Below are 18,193 nucleotides of genomic sequence, written 5' to 3'. Positions count from 1 at the left end.
CTCCGTGACTCCGCAGGTCGACACCGTCAGCGCAGCCGCAGCAACTCCCGACGCCCCGCAGCCGTACAAGGAGCTCGGTCTCAAGGACGACGAGTACGCGCGGATCAAGGAAATCCTCGGCCGTCGGCCGACCGACGCCGAACTGGCGATGTATTCGGTGATGTGGAGCGAGCACTGCTCCTACAAGTCCTCGAAGGTGCATCTGCGCTACTTCGGTGAGACCACCACCGACGAAATGAAGTCCGCGATGCTCGCGGGCATCGGTGAGAACGCGGGCGTCGTCGATATCGGCGAGGGCTGGGCGGTCACCTTCAAGGTGGAAAGCCATAACCACCCGTCCTATGTGGAGCCGTATCAGGGTGCGGCCACCGGTGTCGGCGGCATTGTGCGCGACATCATGGCCATGGGCGCGCGGCCCATCGCGGTGATGGATCAGCTGCGCTTCGGTGCGGCGGACGCACCGGATACCCGGCGCGTGGTCGACGGTGTGGTGCGCGGTGTCGGCGGCTACGGCAATTCGCTCGGCCTGCCGAATGTCGGCGGCGAGACCGTTTTCGATGCCTCCTACCAAGGCAATCCGCTGGTCAACGCGCTGTGCGCCGGTGTCATGCGGGTCGAGGATCTGCATCTGGCCTTCGCCTCCGGCGCGGGCAACAAGATCATTCTGTTCGGCGCGCGCACCGGACTCGACGGCATCGGCGGCGTTTCGGTGCTGGCCTCGGACACCTTCTCCGGTGACGAATCCGGTACCGGCCGTAAGAAGCTGCCCAGCGTTCAGGTCGGCGACCCGTTCGCCGAGAAGGTGCTCATCGAGTGTTGTCTCGAGCTGTACGCGGCCAAGCTGGTGGTCGGCATCCAGGACCTCGGCGGCGCCGGATTGTCCTGTGCCACTTCCGAACTCGCGGCCGCGGGCGACGGAGGCATGCATATCGACCTGACCAAGGTGCCGTTGCGGGCCAAGGGCATGACCCCGGCCGAGGTGCTCTCCAGCGAATCGCAGGAGCGCATGTGCGCGGTGGTCACGCCGGAGAATGTGGACGCGTTCATGGCCGTCTGCCACAAGTGGGATGTGCTGGCCACGGTCATCGGTGAGGTCACCGAGGGCGACCGGCTGGTGATCAGCTGGCACGGCGAGACCGTCGTCGATGTGCCGCCGCGCACCGTCGCGCATCAGGGCCCGGTATACGAGCGTCCGGTGCAGCGCCCGGATTTCCAGGACGCGCTGATCGCCGACACTCCCGACACACTGCCCCGCCCGAAGACTCCGGACGAATTGCGCGCCACCGTATTGCAGATGGTCGCCAGCCCGCAGCTGTGCAGCCGCCGGTGGATCACCGAGCAGTACGACCGCTACGTCCGCGGCAATACCGTGCTGGCCGAACACGCCGACGCGGGTGTCATCCGGATCGATGAGGAGACCGGCCGCGGCATCGCGCTGGCCACCGACGCGTCCGGCCGCTACACCAAGCTCGACCCCTACACCGGCGCGCAGCTCGCGCTGGCCGAGGCATACCGCAATGTGGCCACCACCGGTGCGACGCCGAAGGCCGTCACCAACTGCCTCAACTTCGGCTCCCCGGAGGATCCGGGCGTCATGTGGCAGTTCCAGCAGGCGGTGCGCGGTCTCGCGGACGGCTGTGTGGCCCTCGGCATTCCGGTCACCGGCGGCAATGTCAGCTTCTACAACCAGACCGGTCAGGACGCCATCCTGCCGACGCCGGTAGTCGGCGTGCTCGGCGTCATCGACGATGTGCACCGACGCATCCCGACCGGCCTCGGCCTGGAGCCGGGCGAAACGCTGATCCTGCTCGGCGAGACCGCCGACGAATTCGGCGGCTCGATCTGGTCGCAGGTCGCGCACGATCATCTCGGCGGCGTACCGCCCAAGGTCGACTTCGCCCGCGAGCAACTGCTCGCCGAGGTACTGACCTCCGGTTCGCGCGACGGCATGATCAGTGCGGCACACGACCTTTCCGAGGGCGGTCTGATCCAGACCGTGGTCGAGGCCGCGCTGGCGGGCGAAACCGGTTGCCGCATCCTGCTTCCCGAGGGTTCGGATCCGTTCGTGCAGCTGTTCTCCGAATCGGCGGGCCGGGTGCTCGTCGCGGTGCCGCGCTCGGAGGAGACCCGGTTCACCAAGATGTGCACCGCGCGCGAATTGCCGTGGCTGCGTATCGGTGTGGTCGATCAGGGATCGGATTCCGTTGAGGTGCAGGGCCAGTTCTCGATCACGCTGGACGACCTGCGCGAGGCGCACGAGGGCACGCTGCCGAAGCTGTTCGGGGCCAGTGCCGTTTGAGCGCGCCGGAGGCTGGTGAAGTCTCGGTAGCCCGCCGCGGTGCTCGATTCGCGGCGTTCGCTGTCCCCTCCGTGGTTACGCTCCGCTACCGCCTCCAGGGCCTGAGCTCACGCCGCGGGGGCGTCGGCAAGGTTGTCGGCGTCGTCGAGCGCTTCTTCCATCCGAACTACGTCGGGCTCATCGTGGCCACGGTGTTCTTCGGCTGGTCGCTGACACCCTCACTACTGCCACGGGATTGGCTGTTCGAGGGACTGGTCAGCGGGATCAATGCGGCCATCGGCTACGGCGTCGGGTGTCTGTTCGTATGGGTGTACCGCAAGTGGTTGCGGAAACCGTTGCGCCGCAAGGTTGCTCAGTTGCCGCCAGCGGTCGGGCGGTTATGGGCGAAGCGGCCCAAGTGGCTGTCGGGCGCAGTCAAGACCGCCATTGTGCTCGCCTGTCTCGGCGTCGCCGTCTTTCTGCTGATCGAATCGGCCCGCTGGCAGCGCGAGATCACCGCGCTCATGGGCATGGAACCCATCACGACCTCCGGGTTTCTGCGCACCGGCGCATTGAGCGCACTGGTCGGTGCGATCGTCATCGCGGTATTCCGGATACTGCGGCGGCTCGTCCGTACGATCGCATTCGAGCTGATCAGGCGCGCGCACTTTCCGCGCCAGCTGGCCGTCCCGACCGGTGTGCTCGTCGTCGTTGTCGCGGCGGTGCTGCTGTTCAACGGCGTGCTCACCAAGGTCTTTTTCGATGTGGCGAATTCGGCGTTCAGCGTGCGCAACAGCCATACCTCGCCGAATGCCGTACAGCCGCAGCTGCCGGAGCGCTCAGGCAGCCCGAACTCGCTGGCGGCCTGGGAGACGCTTGGTTCCGAGGGCCGTTGGTTCGTCTCGTTCGTGCCGACCGCAGCCGATATCAGCCAGGTCACCGGGAAGCCCGCGCGCGAACCGATCCGGGTCTACGCCGGATTGGAATCGGCCGACGGGGCCGAGGCGCAGGCCGAATTGGTTGCGGCGGAGTTGGAGCGCACCAAGGCGTTCGAGCGCAAGGTGCTGGTGGTCGTGACGACGACGGGCACCGGCTGGGTCGACTCGTCCAGCGCCGAATCCATCGAGCTGATGTACAACGGCGACACCGCGATCGCCGCGACCCAGTACTCCTATCTGCCGAGTGTGCTGTCGTTCCTTTCCGATAAGGACAAGGCCACCCAGATGGGAAAACTGGTCTTCGACAAGGTTTATGAGCACTGGTCGGCCCGACCGAAGGATGCTCGGCCCAAGCTACTCGTCTACGGCGAGAGCCTGGGTTCTCAAGGCTCCGAGGGAGCTTTCACCGGGCTGGCAGATATCCGATCGAAGACCGACGGCGTGCTGTGGGTCGGACCGCCGAATTCCAACCGGCTGTGGAGCGAATTCACCGCCCGCCGCGATCCCGGCACGCCGGAGACCTTGCCGACCTATGCCGACGGACTGGTCGTGCGCTTCTCCGACAGCCGCGCCGACCTGTGGAAGCCTGGGGACAACTGGCTGCCGCCGCGCATCGCCTATCTGCAGCACGCTTCCGATCCGGTGGTCTGGTGGTCGGCGGATCTGCTGTTCAGCGAACCGGATTGGCTGCGCGAATCCCGCGGTCCCGATGTGTCTTCGCGCATGGCGTGGTATCCGATCGTCACGTTCTGGCAGGTCGCCGCGGATCTGCCCAGAGCGCAAAGCGTCAGCGATGGACACGGGCACAACTACGGCAACCTGGTATTGGACGCGTGGGCAGCGATCGCGCAGCCGCCGGATTGGTCGGCCGATCTGGCGGATCGGGTCCGGGATTATCTGACCATTTCCTCGGCTCGCGAGCACCAACTGAAATAAGGCACACACCTGGGCGGGCCCGAACCCCTCGTTGCCGGACTCGCCCAGATGCGCACCGTCAGCCGACGGATTTGAACGGATCGTGCTCCGCGATCAGCTTTTCCATCCGCGCCTCGTCCAAGCGACGGCTGATGGTGGCCGATTCCTGTTGGTCGCGAACCACCTTCGCCAAGGTGAAGGCGCTCGAAACCAGGAACAGCACAGACATGCCGAGGAAGCCGCGCTGTGCGATATCGAGTGGCAGGTAGAAGATGCCGACGCCGGTCCCGAAGAAGCTGACGCCGAACGCGATCGCGGCTTGCGCGAGGAAGGCCGAAGAGGTTTTCGGCCGGGCGTTGGGATTGCTCATGCTTACGAAGTCTGCTGATTCGGCGCGCTGCGCAACCGCGTACAACTACTCGAGCGCATTGGGTAGTAGCCGGACGATGCGGTAAGGGACACTGCCGCTGGATGATTCGCGAATCGAGTTCGTCGGGTCGGCCGAGCGCCGCTGTGATCTGTGTCAGCAATACCGCGTGCCGCCCCGGGCAACGCCCCGCCGCCCCGGGCACACCCGCATACTGTTCGGGTGATGATCGCTACGGACCCGTTGCCGCCCGTGCCCGATCCCAACCGCCACGATCCGGGCATCGCGCCGTCGCGCTGACCGATGCTCGAAACCGCGACCACCCTGAAGAAGCTGCGTGCGCGCGGCGTGGTGGTCGTGCGCCGTGCCGAGGACATCATCGATCTGAACTACGTCGGGCTGGTCTTCGCGACGATCTTCTTCGCACTCTCGGTGACGCCGTCGCTGGTACCGCGCGACTGGCTGTTCCAAGGCCTGATCAGCGGCATCAATGCCGCGCTCGGCTATGGCCTCGGGTGCCTGTTGGAGTGGTTGTTCCGGCTGTGGGCTCGGCCGCGGCTGGCCAAGCTGCTGCGCGATCGGATCGCGCCGCCGCCGACCTGGGTGCGCTACGCCGTGAAATCGGCGATCCTGTTCAGCGCCGCCCTCAGCGCCGCCTTCATGCTCGTGCAGTCGGCCCGCTGGCAGCGCGAGATCACCGCCCTGATGGGTATGGAGGGCACCACGACCCCGGCCTATCTGCGCACGGGAGTGCTCAGTATCGCGGTGGGGACCGGCGTGGTCGCGGTGTATCGGACGCTGCGCGAGATCATCCGGTTCCTGGCGCGCCAGCTCAACCGCTGGGTGCGGGTGCCGCGCGAGCTGGCCCCAGCGGCCGGATTCCTGGTTCTGGTGGTGTTGACCGTCACGCTGTTCAACGGCGTCGCCTCGCGCGCCTTCTTCGCGGTGGCCAACTCCGCGTTCAGCGTGCAGAACGATCACACCTCGCCGAATGCGGTCCAGCCGGTGCAGCCCGAACGGTCGGGCAGTCCCGCCTCGCTCGCGAAATGGGATTCGCTCGGATTCGAGGGCCGCTGGTTCGTCTCGCACGGCCCCTCCGCGGCGCGGATCACCTCGATCACCGGTAAGCCCGCGCGCGAGCCGATCCGGGCGTATGTGGGTCTGGAGTCGGCGCAGAGCGGTGCAACGCGGGCCGAGCTCGCGGTCTCCGAACTGGAGCGCACGGGAGCCTTCGACAGGAAGGTACTGGTGGTGGTCACCACGACCGGCACCGGATGGGTGAATTCCATGGCGGCCGGTGCCATCGAATACATGTACGGCGGCGATACCGCCATCGTGGCCTCGCAGTATTCGTATCTGCCCAGCGTGCTGTCCTTCCTCGCGGACCGCGGCAAGGCATCGGATGCGGGTGAGCAGCTCTTCGACGCGGTGTACCAGCATTGGTCGGCGCGGCCGGAGGCAGCCCGGCCGAAGCTGCTCGTATATGGCGAGAGTCTGGGCTCGCAGGGCTCGGAGGCGGCCTTCGACGGACTCGCCGATCTGCGCTCCAAGGTCGACGGTGCGCTGTGGGTCGGGCCGCCGAATTCGAATCGACTGTGGGAGCAGTTCGTTTCGCGACGCGATCCTGGATCACGCGAGGTCGAACCGGTGTACGCCGATGGTCTGGTGGTCCGATTCGCCTCCGACAGTGCCGATCTCGCGCGTCCGACGACCGAATGGCGGGCGCCGCGCATCGCCTACCTGCAGCACGCCTCCGACCCGATCGTCTGGTGGTCTTCGGATCTGATCTTCTCCCAACCGGATTGGCTGTCCGAACGGCGCGGCTCCGACGTTTCCTCGCAGATGCGCTGGTGGCCGTTCGTTACGTTCTGGCAGGTCACCTGTGACCTGTCCAATGCTCAGGGCGTCGCCGACGGGCACGGGCATCGGTACGGCAGTCTGGTGTTGGACGGCTGGATCGCCGTTGCGGCGCCGCCGGATTGGACCGTGGAACAGTCGGACAAGATCCGGGCCCAGATCGAGGCCGCCGAGGACTACGAGCGCGAGACCAAATGACGTTGATCGATCGGATGACGAAAACTGTTGCCGCCGTTGCCGCTCCGTTGGCATGGAGCAATTGGGTGTTGCCGCGATTGAAGCTCGAGCTGCGCGGACGCACCGTGGCCAATGCCGGATTCGCGACCGGCTACGCACTGGCTTTCCACGGCCGACCGAACTGGTTGTCCGCAAGTGGTCTCGGTTACGGACTCGCCTCGGCGGGCGTGGTTGCCGCCGGTTATGGTGCGGCCGTTGCTATTCCGGTGCTGCGTGAGCGCCTGGACGGATTCGCCGACCGCGCCCCGGACGTGCCGTTCGATGAGTGGATCGCGATACATATCCCGATCGGAACCGTCTACAGCGAGGAACTCATCTTTCGTGCCACGTTGAACCCCTTGCTGGACAACGCTTTCGGGCCACGTGGCGGTGCATTGATCGGAGCGGCCACCTTTGGCCTCTGGCATATCCATCCCGCCCGTGCGGCGGGCGACAGCGTCCTCGCAACAATTGCCGCGACCGCGGCCGGTGGCCTGGTATTCGACTTGCTGCGCCGCCGCACCGACAGTGCCACCGCCCCCGCGCTGCTGCACTTCGCCCTGAACGCGGGTGGCGCGCTCGCGCCGCACCTCGCCGCGGCTGGTTCGCCGAGCAGTCGACCGGCTTCAGCCACTGTCACGTAGCGGCTCCCGGCTTGTTGCCGGACCATCCATCCCGGCGCGAACGAGCCCGCCGACCGACCACTGTCTCCGCGCCCGCTACTTCCCCGACATCGAGCTCGTCGGAGGATGTTCGGTGGTCCGGCACGGTCAACCTGACCTACCTCGACCTGGACTCCGCCCCGCCCAAGGTGGTATCCGGGAACAATGGCGCCAGCACGTGGGCAATTCGGGCGAGAGCGCGGGCGCTTGGGCTGACCGCCGCCCAGTATTCTCGGCACCGTGGCAGGACGAACGACGGTGAACCCGGCGGAACTACAAGCTGCGGTCGCGGCAGTCAGTGCTTGGCTGCGCGACGACTCCACACCCGCGCCCGCCCGACCTGAACTCGCCGCCGCGGTCCGCACCACCGCCCGCACCCTCGCCGCCTCAGCGCCCGGCCATTCCGTCGAGGTCCGCGTCCCACCTTTCGTGGCGGTCCAGTGCATCGAGGGCCCACGGCACACCAGGGGCACACCGCCGAACGTCGTCGAAACCGACCCGCGCACCTGGCTTTTGCTCGCCACCGGCCTACTCGAATTCGATGTTGCGGTGGCGTCTGGCGCGGTCAGTGCTTCCGGCAGCCGAGCTGTCGAAATCGCCCACTGGCTGCCCATCACGCACGCGTCCGCGGACTGACGATCGCCCTGGCCAGTCGCACCGTCCACGTGTGGACTGCGCAGGATTCGCCCTCCGTTCACAGCGCCACAAGCGTGCGGTCTACTTGCTCGGGCCCGGGGTCCCGTCGAACGTAGTCGAATGGTGGTCGCCCACAGCGAATTCGACCACCGTATTACTACGTTCGGCGAGCTGCCGGGCTTAGGGATACAGGGCGTCGGCGGCCTGGGTCAGGCGGTCGAGCAGGGCGGTCCTGATACCCGGGCGGGAGCCGAAGATCAGAGTGAAGGTCGCCTCGCGGACGGAGCGTTCGGCCAGGTTGCCGCCAGTGACGGCCGAGCTGCCGACTGCGGTCACCAGGGCGGTGGCGGCGCGGACGGCGAGTTCAGAGGCGCGGGCGCGGGCCAGGTAGACATCGGACTGGCCGGTGAGCGCATCGTCGAGTTCGGTTCGGATGCGGGCGGATTCGGCGGCCAATGCGGTGGTGTCGATGCCGAGCCGGGTGAGTTCGCCGAGGCAGCGGCGCACGATGCCGAGCGCGAGCGCGCCATTTCGCCAGGCGGCCAGGATGAAGGAGGCGTGGAAGTTGCGCAGCGAAATCCGGTTGTCCACAGCGGAATCGGGCACTTGGACGCCGTCGAAGGTGAGCGTCACGGTCTTGCTGGCATCGGCGGCGATGAGCGGGAGCGGGGTGGCGTGCAACGCGGGCCCGGGTTCGGCGGGCACCAGCACGCTGATCAACGATCCCTCATCGTCCGCATCGCGCGCCATCACACCGAGAATGTCCACCAGACCCCACCCGGTGACGAACGGCGCGGTGCCGTCGAGCACATACCCACCGTCGATGCGGCGCGCGATCAACCCGGGCTGGTCGTTCGCGCCCGCGTAGCTCACACCGGCGCGCACCCGTCCGTACCGCAGATCCTCGGTAAGTCGTTCGCGCAGTTCGACATTCGGTGAGGTGGCGATCCGGCGCGCGACCCCGAGATGCTGCGCCCAGACGAAGGTGGTCGCCAGACATCCGGCCACCAGGATCTCACCCGCCTGGGTGAAGGTGGCGATATCCATATCTTCGGCCATGGTCGCGCCGTAGAACCCGTACTCGGCGAGCAGGTCGAAATGGGTGCCGGGAATTTCACCGGTGCGGTCGACCGCGTCGGCCTGCGGTGCGAAAATCTCATCGGCCAGATACCGCGCGTGTTCGATCCACGAATTCACACCACCCATCTTGGTGCATGCCGCCGAGCCGGTCGCACCCGCCACGAGTCCCGCCTCAGCCGCGAGACAGATCGCGCCTGTGCAGGCCTTTGTAGTCGTAGTACCGGGTGATGAAGGTGCCGAGCACCAGCCCGATCGTGAGTCCGAGCACCGCCATCCACACCCCGCGCGCCAACCCCGCCGGGAAGTTCGCGTCGAAGTACAGAATTGCGCGCACACCGACGAACACCTGGTGCATCGGCTCGAATTTCGCCAGCCAGCCCAGATATTTCGGCGTCGCCTCGATCGGCACGGTGCCGCCCGAGGAGGGCAGCCCGAGAATGATGAACAGGATCAGATTGATCAGCAGACCCGCCGAACCGACCGCCGCGAGCACGGACAATCCCGTGATGCCGACCGCCATGATGGCCAGCGCACTGTAGAGGAACAGCGTGAGCGGATGATCGATCGGCATATCGAGCAGTCCGGCCACACCGAGGAATACGCCCGCGATGATATTCGCGGTGATCACCATCACGCCCCATTTGATCAGCAGCGTATTGAACCGCGAGATCGGAGTGGCCGGGAAATGTACGTACCACGGCCCGTATTCGGTGGGCACGAATCCGAGTGCGGCATCGATCATGGTGTGGATGGTCATCGAACCGACCAGCCCGGCGAGCAGCAGTAGCAGTGCGTAGAAGAACGCGGTCAAACCCTGTCCGGTGCCGGATGGCAGCGGACGGAACGGCGTGATGACGATGTGCACCGGATCCGCGAGCGCCACCCGCGTCGCTCCCGACAACTCGGGCCCTGCCCCGCCGCCCGGCGGCCTCAGCTGCGCATTCACCTGATCGGTCAACTGCTTACCGACCTGCTCGTTCACCTGGGCCAGCGCCTGGGTGCCGATGGTCGTGGCGATATTCGTGACGAACGCACCACTGCGCGGACTCGTCTGCAATGTCAGCGTCGGGCGCTGAATATCACCGGGCACCACACTGCCCGCACCGAGAATGCCGAGGCGCTTACTGAAATCGCCGGGGATCAGGATCGTGCCGTAGACCGCACCGGATTGCATCCTCAGCTCGGCCTCGTTGATGCCGAGCACCTGCAGATCGACCTTGTCCGCCGGAATGCCCTGGCGCAGCGCGTCGGTGATCTGTGTGCCGAAATTCACCTGCTGGCCGCCGACCGTATCGCCGACATCCTGATTCACCAAGGCGATCGGGAAGTCGTGCAGGTTCTGCTCCGGATCGGCGACGTAATCCAGATACATCGTGGCCAGCAGCGCCATGAACAGGGTCAGTACCGTGATCGGGGCCAACCACATACGCACGGTCAACCGGGTATCCGACCCGCGGGTGCGCGCACGGTCCGAAGTCGTCACGGCTGGCCACGGTAACACCGTGCCGCGCGGAAAAACGGCAGCGTCGCTCGGCGATTGCTGCGCCTCCCCGGTGGCGGTGATCGCGGCGCATCGTTCACCCGTAGAATGGCCATTGCCCCCAGCCCGCCCGAACAGGGAGCAAACGGTGACCAACGCCGAAATGCCGGCCGAAACTACCCCCGATCAGGTCGAGAACGAACCACGTGAAGAGTGTGGTGTGTTCGGAGTCTGGGCGCCGAGCGAGGACGTGGCCAAGCTCACGTACTACGGCTTGTATGCGCTGCAACACCGTGGCCAGGAAGCGGCGGGCATCGCCGTCTCCGACGGCTCACAAATTCTGGTCTTCAAGGATCTCGGCCTGGTCAGCCAGGTATTCGACGAGCAGACACTGGCCGCCATGCCGGGGCATATCGCCATCGGTCACTGTCGCTACTCCACCACCGGCTCCACCACCTGGGAGAATGCCCAGCCGATCTTCCGTACCACCTCGGTCGGTTCCGGACTTGCGTTGGGCCACAACGGAAATCTGGTCAACACCGCCGAATTGAGCGCGCGCGCACGCGAACTCGGGCTGATCGGCATGCCGCCGGTTTCCGGTGGTCGCCCCGCCCCGATCACCGCCACTTCGGACTCGGATGTGATGACCGCGCTGCTCGCGCACGCCGCCGCGGATTCGAGCATCGAGCAGGCCGCGATGAAGCTGCTGCCGACGCTGAAGGGCGCGTTCTGCCTGACCTTCATGGACGAGCACACCCTCTACGCCGCGCGGGATCCGCACGGCGTTCGTCCGCTGTGCCTCGGTCGGCTCGACCGTGGCTGGGTTGTAGCCAGTGAGACCGCCGCGCTGGATATCGTCGGCGCCGCCTTCGTCCGGGAGATCGAGCCGGGCGAACTGCTGGCGATCGATGCCGACGGCGTGCGGTCCATGCGCTTCGCCAATCCCGAGCCCAAGGGCTGTGTTTTCGAATACGTCTACCTGGCCCGGCCCGACAGCACCATCGCCGGTCGCTCGGTGCATGCCACCCGGGTGGAGATCGGCCGTCGCCTGGCCAAGGAACATCCGGTCGAGGCCGATCTGGTCATCCCGGTGCCGGAGTCCGGCACTCCCGCCGCGGTCGGTTACGCGCAGGGCTCGGGTGTGCCCTACGGGCAGGGCCTGATGAAGAACGCCTACGTCGGGCGCACCTTCATTCAGCCGAGTCAGACCATCCGCCAGCTCGGCATCCGGCTCAAGCTGAATCCGCTGCGCGAGGTGATCCGCGGTAAGCGGCTGATCGTGGTGGACGACTCGATCGTGCGCGGCAATACCCAGCGCGCGTTGATCCGGATGCTGCGCGAGGCGGGCGCGTTGGAGATCCATGTGCGGATCGCCTCGCCCCCGGTGAAGTGGCCGTGCTTCTACGGCATCGACTTCGCTTCGCGCGCGGAGCTGATCGCCAATGGCGCGGGCGCCGATGACAGCTACGACGACATGGTGGAGGCGGTGCGCCGTTCGATCGGCGCGGACACCCTCGGCTACATCTCCACCGAGGGCATGATCGCCGCCACCGAGCAGCCGCGCTCGCGACTGTGCTGCGCCTGCTTCGACGGCGATTACCCGATTCCGCTGCCCACCGAGGCGGCCATCGGCAAGAACGTGCTGGAGGGCATGCTCACCGGCCAGTCCGAGGCAATGTTGTTGAGCGAGAACGCGAATGCGAGTGCCTTGAGCCGTCCCTGACGCCATTTGAAGATCGCGAACCCCTCGGCGAATGCCGGGGGGTTCGATCTTGTTCGGGGCTGGCTTACCGCGCGACCTGTCCGCGGTCGTGCCATGGCCTCCTCGAGACGCGGCGATCACGCATTCGGGGCGAAACTGGTCATTCGTCCGGTGATCCGGCGTTGTCCGCGCAGCATTCGTAACCTCCGCTAACAGCCCCGTGATTTTTTCTTTGAAAACGCAACATCCCAGAAATGGATCCTGGGTACGGTGCCCGACATATCGGAAGTTCACCGTGCCCAGCACAGTGCTGTGATCCAGCACACGTGGTAGGCGCGCTCGAGAAGTGGGGCCTGATGATGAGGGTTTCGAAGAAGCCTGGGCGACGGGATCGGATGCGACGAATCGCGGCGGTCGGGATGGCGGCACTTGCCGTCTCCGCGATCGCGGGATGCGGTTCGGGGCGCACCGGTGGGGGTGGTGACGGAGCGGGTTTGGTGGCGGGCACCACGGACAAGATCTTCTCGCTCGATCCCGCGGCCGCCTACGACAACGGTTCGCTGCTGGTCGAAACCCAGATCTATTCGTATCTGCTGAACTTCGCGCCCGGCGATGCCACACCGAAGCCGGACGCCGCGGAGAAGTGTGACTTCAGTTCCCCGACGGTATACACGTGCAAGCTGAAGTCGGGGCTGAAGTTCGCCAATGGGGACCCGTTGACCGCCAAGAGCGTCAAGTTCTCCTTCGATCGCATGCTTGGCATCAACGACCCGAACGGTCCAGCCTCACTACTGGGCAATCTCGAGAAGACCGAGATCGCCGACGACCTGACGGTGAACTTCACGTTGAAGGTCGCCAACGATCAGACCTTCCCCGCGATCCTGCCGACCCAGGCCGGCCCGATCGTGGACGAGAAGGTCTTCCCGGCCGACAAGGTCCTGCCGGATGAGGACGTGGTGAAGACCAAGGGCTACTCGGGCCCGTACACGATCGCCAGCTACGACAAGAACAAGCTGGTCGAGTACGAGGCGTACCCGGACTACAAGGGCATCCTCGGCACACCGAAAACCGCGCGGGTCTCCACCAAGTACTACGCGACCTCCGACAATATGAAGCTCGATCTGCAGAGCGGTGCCGTCGATGTCGCGTATCGGTCCTTCACGCCGACCGATGTCGAATCGCTGCGCAAGGACAGCAAGGTCACGGTGTCGGATGGGCCCGGCGGCGAGCTGCGCTACATCGTCTTCAATTTGAACACCATGCCGGGCGGTACCCCGGAGCAGAAGCTGGCGGTGCGCAAGGCCATCGCCTCGTCGATCGACCGGCCCGCGCTGGCCGAGGGTGTCTACAAGAACACCTATCAGCCCGCGTACGGCTTTGTGCCGCAGGGTATGCCGGGTGCGGCCGAGCCGCTGAAGGACCTCTACGGAGCCAAGCCCAATAAGGATGCGGCGGCCAAGTTCCTCTCCGGTGCGGGCGTCGCGACACCGGTGGAACTGAACCTGCAGTACAACCCCGACCACTACGGTTCGAGCAGCTCCGAGGAGTATGCGGCGATCAAATCGCAGCTGGAGTCGACCGGGCTGTTCAAGGTGAATCTGCAATCCACCGAATGGGTTACCTACCAGAAGGAACGGGCCCGTGACGGTTACCCGCTCTATCACTTCGGCTGGTTCCCGGACTACCCGGACGCCGATGACTACCTCACCCCGTTCTTCGGCCCCAACAACTTCCTGCAGTCGCACTTCGAGGATCCGAAGATCAATTCGCAGCTCACCGCGGAGACGACCGAGCAGGACAAGACCAAGCGGATCAAGCTGATCGAGGATGTGCAGAAGGATCTCGCGCAGAACTACCTGCCGACCCTGCCGCTGCTGTCCGGTAAGCAGATCGCGGTGTCGAATCCGAGCGTCAAGGGTGTGTCGGACACACTCGACGCATCGTTCAAGTTCCGATACACGGTGCTGAGCAAGTGACATCCGGCGAAGCCGGGCCCGAAGCTGTTGCCGCCGCTGAAAAGCCGGCACCGGTTCGGGCCCGGCGCTTCGGGCTGCCAGTGTTCGGGAAGTCGAGTGGTGATTCCCGACAGCTGGCGTTGTTGCGGTACTTGGTGATTCGGCTGTTCTTGATCCTGCCGACGGCGTGGATCCTGGTCACCGTCGTGTTCTTCCTGATGCGGGTGATCGGCGATCCGATCAGCGCCGCGATGGGCGGACGGATGACTCAGGAACAGATCGAAGTGCGCAAGGAGGCGGCCGGTTTGAACCGGCCGATCCTGACCCAGTATTGGGAGTACATTTCCGGGCTGATGCACGGGGATTTCGGTCATTCCCAGGACAATCGGCAGATCAGCGAGGTGGTGACGACCTACGGCGCGGCCACCCTGGAACTGGTGTTCTGGGCGCTGCTCGTCGCCTTCGCGGTCGGTGTTCCGCTCGGCAGATACGCTGCGACACACCGTGATTCGACCGCGGATGCTGGGCTGCGGCTGTTCGCCATTCTGGCCTACGCGGCACCGGTCTTCTTCGTCGGCCTGCTGCTCAAGCTGGTCTTCGCGGTGAAGTTGGAGTGGCTGCCGGTCGCCGGTCGGGCGAGCACTCCGGTCGAGCTGCAACTGCAGCATGTCTCGCCGAAGACCAACATCATGGTGATCGACGCAATCCTGTACGGGGACAACAGTTATCTGATCGATGTGCTGAAGCATGCGATATTGCCCGCGGTCGCACTCGGCCTGTTGACGGCGGGCATCTTCCTGCGCCTGGTGCGCGTCAATCTGATCCAGACGCTGCGCAGCGAATTCGTGGATGCCGCACGGGCGCGCGGACTTTCGGCGCGGGTGGTGACCGGACGACATGCGGTGCGCAACGCGATGATTCCGATCATCACGGTGATGGGCATGTATATCGCGACGCTGCTCGGCGGTGCGGTGCTCACCGAGACCACCTTCGAATGGAAGGGGCTGGGTTATCAGCTCGCGGAATACCTGCATCAGCGCGATTTCATCGCGGTGCAGGGGATTGTCGCGTTCCTGGCGCTGGCGGTCGCGGTCATCAGCTTCCTGGTGGATGTCGTTGTCGCGCTGATCGACCCGAGGGTGAGGTTCTGATGACCGCTCCGGAATTGGCCAACGAGCCACTGGTGATGCCGCCGGTGCCGCCGACCGAACGCAGGCGGATCCCCGGACTGCGGCTGTTCACCATGACCGCGGGATTGCAGCGGGTGACACTGATCGTCGGACTCGGCCTCGTCGCGATATTCGTATTCGTCGCCATCTTCGCTCCGCTGATCGCACCGTACGGGCTGGCCCAGAACTCTTCGGACGGTGTCGGTTTCGTCGCACAGCAACCGCCATCGGGTCAGCATTGGTTCGGCACGTCGGTGCGCAGCGAGGATGTGCTGTCCCGGGTGATCTTCGGTGCCCGCACCGCGCTGTTCGTGATCGCGATCTCGCTGGTGATGTCACTGGTCGTCGGGGTACCGCTGGGTTTGGTGTCCGGGTACATCGGACGTGCCCTCGACCGGGTGCTCGTACTGTTCATGGACGCCATCTACGCGTTCCCGACCCTGCTGCTCGCGATCGTCGTGTCCATCGTGGTCGCGGGTGGGCAGTCGAGCAGCTTCGGCGGCGTGCTGTCGGCGGCCGTCGCGATCACGGCAATCTATGTGCCGCAATACTTTCGGGTGGTTCGCAATGCGACCGTCGCGGTGAAGAACGAACCGTATGTGGACGCGGCCAGGGTCACCGGTGCGTCCACCACTCGAATCATGTTCCGGCACATCCTCGCCAACGTCACCCAGTCGCTGCCGGTGATCGTCACCCTCAACGCGGGCGATGCCATTCTGACGCTGGCCGCGCTCGGCTTCCTCGGTTTCGGCATCGAACCGACCCAGGCCGCCGAATGGGGCTATGACCTCAACAAGGCGCTTTCCGATGTCTCCAACGGCATTTGGTGGACGGGCATCTTCCCGGGTACGGCCATCGTTCTGGTCGTGCTCGGCCTGACGCTGGTCGGCGAGAGCCTCAACGAGGTGCTAAACCCACTGCTGCGCACCCGTCGAGCACTCAGCCCGGCCACCGTCGCCAGCGACACCCTTATCGTTCCCGTCCTCGAAAAAGACGTTCCCGCAGCGGAACTCACCGCCGCCGAACTCGATCGCGTGGACGAGGCCGATTCCGACCCGGAAGGACCGGCACGATGACCGAATCGATAGCCGAGAAACGTCCGGCGCTGTCCATCGAATCGCTATCGGTCACCTTCGCGACCGACGCAGGCCCCGTATACGCGGTCAGCGATGTCTCCTACGAGGTCTTCCCGGGCGAGGTGCTGGCCATCGTCGGGGAATCCGGCTCGGGCAAATCGGTGAGCTCGCGCACCGCGATCGGACTGCTGCCGAATACCGCTCGGGTCGATGGCCTGGTCACTCTCGGCGCGGACAAGGTCACCTCGATGAGCGAGCGGCAGCTCACCGCGGTGCGCGGGGGCGCGATCTCGATGATCTTCCAGGAGCCGGGACGAGCACTCGATCCGCTGTTCACGGTGGGCTATCAGATCGCCGAGGCATTGCGGGCGCACAGCGATATGAGCCGCAAGGCCGCCAAGGCCAGGGCGATCGAACTGCTGCGCATGGTCGGACTGCCCGATCCGGAGCATCGGGTGGACTACTACCCGCACCAGCTCTCCGGCGGCCAGAAGCAGCGCGTGATGATCGCGATCGCGATTTCCTGCGAGCCGAAGGTGATCATCGCCGACGAACCGACCACCGCCCTCGATGTCACCGTGCAGGCCGAAATCCTGGAGCTGCTGCGCGATCTGCGCGATCGCATCGGCAGCGCGATCGTGCTGATCACACACAACATGGGCGTTGTCGCCGATATCGCCGACCGGGTAGTGGTGATGCGCGACGGCAAGGTGGTCGAGCAGGCGCCGGTCGACGAACTGTTCGCTGCGCCGAAACAGGAGTACACCCGCAAACTCCTCGCCGCCGTACCGCATCTGGGTACCGAACAGTTGGAGCACGGTGCCGTCGAGGAGGTCGCGGCCGCAGAGCCGGTGCTCGAGGTGACCGATCTGGTAGTGCAGTTTCCCGGACCGTTCGGCCGACCGCCGTTCCGCGCGGTGGACAACGTGAGTCTGTCCATTCGACCCGGCGAAACCCTTGGCCTGGTCGGCGAATCCGGTTCCGGGAAGTCGACCATCGGCCGCTGCGTCGCGGCGCTGCAGCGCCCGACATCCGGGTTGGTGAAGGTGCGCGGCCAGAACATCGCGGAACTGTCCCAGCGGCAGCTGCGGCCGATTCGCCGCCGCTTCGGATTCGTCTTCCAGGATCCGGCCAGTTCGCTGAATCCGCGGCTCACCGTCGGCGACTGCGTGGCCGAACCGCTGATCGTGCACAAGGCGGGCAGTTCCGCGCAGATCCGGGCGCGGGTTCGCAAACTCCTCGATGACGTGCAGCTGCCAGCGGGCACCGAACGCCGCTACCCGCACGAACTATCCGGCGGCCAACGGCAGCGCGCCAGCCTGGCCAGAGCGCTGGTCCTCGATCCGGATCTGCTGGTGGCCGACGAGCCGACCAGCGCACTGGATGTCTCGGTGCAGGCGGCGGTGCTCGAGCTGTTCGGTCAGCTGCAGCAGGAATGCGGCTGGGCCTGCCTGTTCATCAGCCACGATCTCGCGGTCGTCGACCAGCTGGCCGACCGGATCGTGGTGCTGCGCAATGGCGCGGTGGTCGAGCAGGGTGATCGTGATCGCATTCTGCGCCGACCGGAGCAGGAGTACACCCAGCGACTGGTCGCCGCGGTCCCGGTGCCCGATCCGGTGGAGCAGCGACGGCGGCGCGCTCGATCCGCCGCGATGTTCGCCACCGAGCACGCCGAGTGATCGGCGTGCGGCGTGTGTCCGGTACGAACGAGACGACTGATTTCGTTCACATGGGTAACTCGTCGGGCACGCCGAGCAGGTGCTGATCACACGACCGTCGGCCCGGCGATCGAGCCTCCTGGCACCTACGACCGGCCGAAGTCCCGGGAGGCGGGGCAGCCGTGCAGCGCGACGTCCGCTGCA

General features: G+C 65.7%; 13 protein-coding genes. 10 read left to right on the top strand and 3 right to left on the bottom strand.

Translation table 11 applies throughout. The features are described 5' to 3' along the window. Positions 1 to 4: 4 nt before the first annotated feature. Both purL and ACQP1T_RS36330 read left to right on the top strand, forming a co-directional pair. Positions 5 to 2,299 carry a phosphoribosylformylglycinamidine synthase subunit PurL gene (purL, locus tag ACQP1T_RS36335; protein ID WP_433757490.1) on the top strand — a complete coding sequence of 765 codons (2,295 nt, stop codon included), beginning with the start codon at positions 5 to 7 and terminating at the stop codon, positions 2,297 to 2,299. A gap of 71 nt (positions 2,300 to 2,370) precedes the next feature. Next, the gene (locus tag ACQP1T_RS36330) at positions 2,371 to 4,152 is read left to right on the top strand and encodes an alpha/beta hydrolase (protein WP_433757489.1); all 1,782 of its coding nucleotides are present in this window, start codon (positions 2,371 to 2,373) and stop codon (positions 4,150 to 4,152) included. Positions 4,153 to 4,210: 58 nt separating this feature from the next. Here ACQP1T_RS36330 and ACQP1T_RS36325 read toward each other — a convergent pair whose 3' ends face one another. Then, positions 4,211 to 4,501 (bottom strand): YiaA/YiaB family inner membrane protein, encoded by a 291-nt coding sequence (locus ACQP1T_RS36325; RefSeq protein WP_433757488.1) that lies wholly within the window; start codon positions 4,499 to 4,501, stop codon positions 4,211 to 4,213. A gap of 300 nt (positions 4,502 to 4,801) precedes the next feature. Between ACQP1T_RS36325 and ACQP1T_RS36320 the strand changes: the two genes are divergently transcribed. From ACQP1T_RS36320 to ACQP1T_RS36310, 3 genes are all read left to right on the top strand, one after another. Continuing rightward, entirely contained in the window at positions 4,802 to 6,553 is a 1,752-nt protein-coding gene (locus ACQP1T_RS36320) for an alpha/beta hydrolase (protein WP_433757487.1), read from the top strand. A gap of 14 nt (positions 6,554 to 6,567) precedes the next feature. Beyond that, on the top strand, positions 6,568 to 7,215 hold the full coding sequence (locus ACQP1T_RS36315; RefSeq protein ID WP_433757486.1) for a lysostaphin resistance A-like protein: 648 nt from the start codon (positions 6,568 to 6,570) through the stop codon (positions 7,213 to 7,215). Between the two features lie 258 nt (positions 7,216 to 7,473). Beyond that, a complete protein-coding gene (locus ACQP1T_RS36310) occupies positions 7,474 to 7,869 on the top strand; it encodes a sterol carrier family protein (protein ID WP_433757485.1) in 396 nt (131 codons plus the stop codon). Between the two features lie 180 nt (positions 7,870 to 8,049). On the opposite strand, the gene ACQP1T_RS36305 is transcribed toward ACQP1T_RS36310, so the two are convergent. Together ACQP1T_RS36305 and ACQP1T_RS36300 are read right to left on the bottom strand one after the other, a co-directional pair. Further along, positions 8,050 to 9,111 (bottom strand): acyl-CoA dehydrogenase family protein, encoded by a 1,062-nt coding sequence (locus tag ACQP1T_RS36305; protein ID WP_433757484.1) that lies wholly within the window; start codon positions 9,109 to 9,111, stop codon positions 8,050 to 8,052. Positions 9,112 to 9,121: 10 nt separating this feature from the next. Next, positions 9,122 to 10,375 carry an ABC transporter permease gene (locus ACQP1T_RS36300; protein WP_433762502.1) on the bottom strand — a complete coding sequence of 418 codons (1,254 nt, stop codon included), beginning with the start codon at positions 10,373 to 10,375 and terminating at the stop codon, positions 9,122 to 9,124. A 217-nt stretch (positions 10,376 to 10,592) separates the two neighbouring features. On the opposite strand from ACQP1T_RS36300, the gene purF reads away from it, so the two are divergent. From purF to ACQP1T_RS36275, 5 genes are all read left to right on the top strand, one after another. Next, on the top strand, positions 10,593 to 12,152 hold the full coding sequence (gene purF / locus ACQP1T_RS36295) for an amidophosphoribosyltransferase (protein ID WP_433762500.1): 1,560 nt from the start codon (positions 10,593 to 10,595) through the stop codon (positions 12,150 to 12,152). A 398-nt stretch (positions 12,153 to 12,550) separates the two neighbouring features. Then, entirely contained in the window at positions 12,551 to 14,107 is a 1,557-nt protein-coding gene (locus tag ACQP1T_RS36290) for an ABC transporter substrate-binding protein (protein WP_433762499.1), read from the top strand. A gap of 119 nt (positions 14,108 to 14,226) precedes the next feature. After that, positions 14,227 to 15,237, top strand: coding sequence for an ABC transporter permease (locus tag ACQP1T_RS36285; RefSeq protein WP_433762497.1), 1,011 nt, complete (start codon positions 14,227 to 14,229; stop codon positions 15,235 to 15,237). A 35-nt stretch (positions 15,238 to 15,272) separates the two neighbouring features. Beyond that, on the top strand, positions 15,273 to 16,331 hold the full coding sequence (locus tag ACQP1T_RS36280; RefSeq protein WP_433762495.1) for an ABC transporter permease: 1,059 nt from the start codon (positions 15,273 to 15,275) through the stop codon (positions 16,329 to 16,331). Then, positions 16,328 to 18,010 (top strand): ABC transporter ATP-binding protein, encoded by a 1,683-nt coding sequence (locus ACQP1T_RS36275; RefSeq protein WP_433757483.1) that lies wholly within the window; start codon positions 16,328 to 16,330, stop codon positions 18,008 to 18,010. The genes ACQP1T_RS36280 and ACQP1T_RS36275 overlap by 4 nt, the downstream gene beginning before the upstream one ends. Positions 18,011 to 18,193 lie beyond the last annotated feature (183 nt).

The sequence above is a fragment of the Nocardia sp. CA-135398 genome, assembly GCF_050955845.1.
GTDB lineage: Bacteria > Actinomycetota > Actinomycetes > Mycobacteriales > Mycobacteriaceae > Nocardia.
This window is presented reverse-complemented; position numbering and strand designations above follow the sequence as displayed.